The following is a 1,285-nucleotide window of genomic DNA, read 5'->3' as shown; positions in this document are numbered from 1 at the left end:
GTCGATACTGGCCTCTGCATTTGATCAGTAGCGGACGTTCCACACCTCACCCGGAAGTCAGCTTTCCGACGAGATTGTTGGATCCGGCTACCTCGAGCCTCGCGGTGATCATGTAAGCATGACTTACAAGTAAGGATAGCGGGCGCTTTGCGCCCGTTATCCTATAACTGTCACGGTGTAATCAGTCGCCCAGCACCACGCCCACGCCCACCCGGAAGATCGGGCGGTCGCCACGAGCCGCCGAGACACCGGCGTTGACGTTGACCCGGCCGTTGTCGCTCCAGCGCGAGACACCCACGCCCAGCGCGGTCTCACCGCGATAGGTGGCCATGCCGGCATTGAGCACGGTCTTGCCCGGCAGGTACGGCGTCACCTGGACCAAGGCAGCGGCACCGGCGATACCCCGGTTGGCCTGGCGGCTGGCGTGGTCGAAGCGATCGTTGACGTTGTCCCACATGTCCTGCATGCGGCCATCAGTGTAGGCGTTGGCATCCGCCATGCGCTCGTTGAGCTGCGACACATTGACCGCATCGGTGCCCTGCACGCCGGCCGCTACATTGGTGATCTGACGCTCACCACCGGCACGCCCCACCGACACGGTGTCCTCGCGGTCGGCGACCGCACCGGCGCCCAGCGCGACGGCGTTGTTGGCCGAGGCACTGGCACCTGCGCCCGCAGCGACGGCGCCCTGGCCCGTTGCCGTGGCCGGGCCACCATTGCTGGCCACGTTGCCGGCATCGGCCGGGACCACCGTGCTGCCGCCACCGGCGGAGGCGTCGTAGTACGGATTGTCCCCGCCGCCCGCGCCCGGGTTGTTCTCGATGTGGGTGACACGGTTGTCGATGTCGCCGATACGGTCCTGGAGCTGGTCGCGCAGTGCGGCCACCTGCCCACCATTGACGGCCTCGCGGCTGCCCGCACCGATGCGTCCGTCGGCAACGTTGGCCAGCACCGTCCCGTTGGCACCGGCAAAGGTGACCTGCGAGCGCTGGCTGTCCTGGTCATAGACCACCGCGTCCAGGCTCTGCCCGGCATCGCCGATCAGGCCGGCGGCCTTCAGCTGGCGCAGGTTCACCGCGTCGGTGTCCTCGCTGCCATCGGCCACGTGGGTGATCTGGCGTTCGGCACCGGCCGCACCGACGGCCACGGCATTGGCGCGGTCGGCGATGGAGTTGGCCCCCAGTGCGATGCTGTTGTCGGCCTGGGCCTGTGCGCCCTTACCCAGCGCCACCGAACCGGCACCAGTGGCCTGCGCGCTGGCGCCGGCGGCAATCGCACCGCTGCC

General features: G+C 68.3%; 1 protein-coding gene. It reads right to left on the bottom strand.

Features of this window, described 5'->3' with window-relative positions:
• Positions 1-181 precede the first annotated feature (181 nt).
• The coding region (locus DBR34_RS21825) for a YadA-like family protein (protein ID WP_219928295.1) at positions 182-1,285 on the bottom strand (1,104 nt) is incomplete at its 5' end.

Source organism: Stenotrophomonas sp. HMWF003, from assembly GCF_003061285.1.
GTDB lineage: Bacteria > Pseudomonadota > Gammaproteobacteria > Xanthomonadales > Xanthomonadaceae > Stenotrophomonas > Stenotrophomonas maltophilia_AP.
This window is presented reverse-complemented; position numbering and strand designations above follow the sequence as displayed.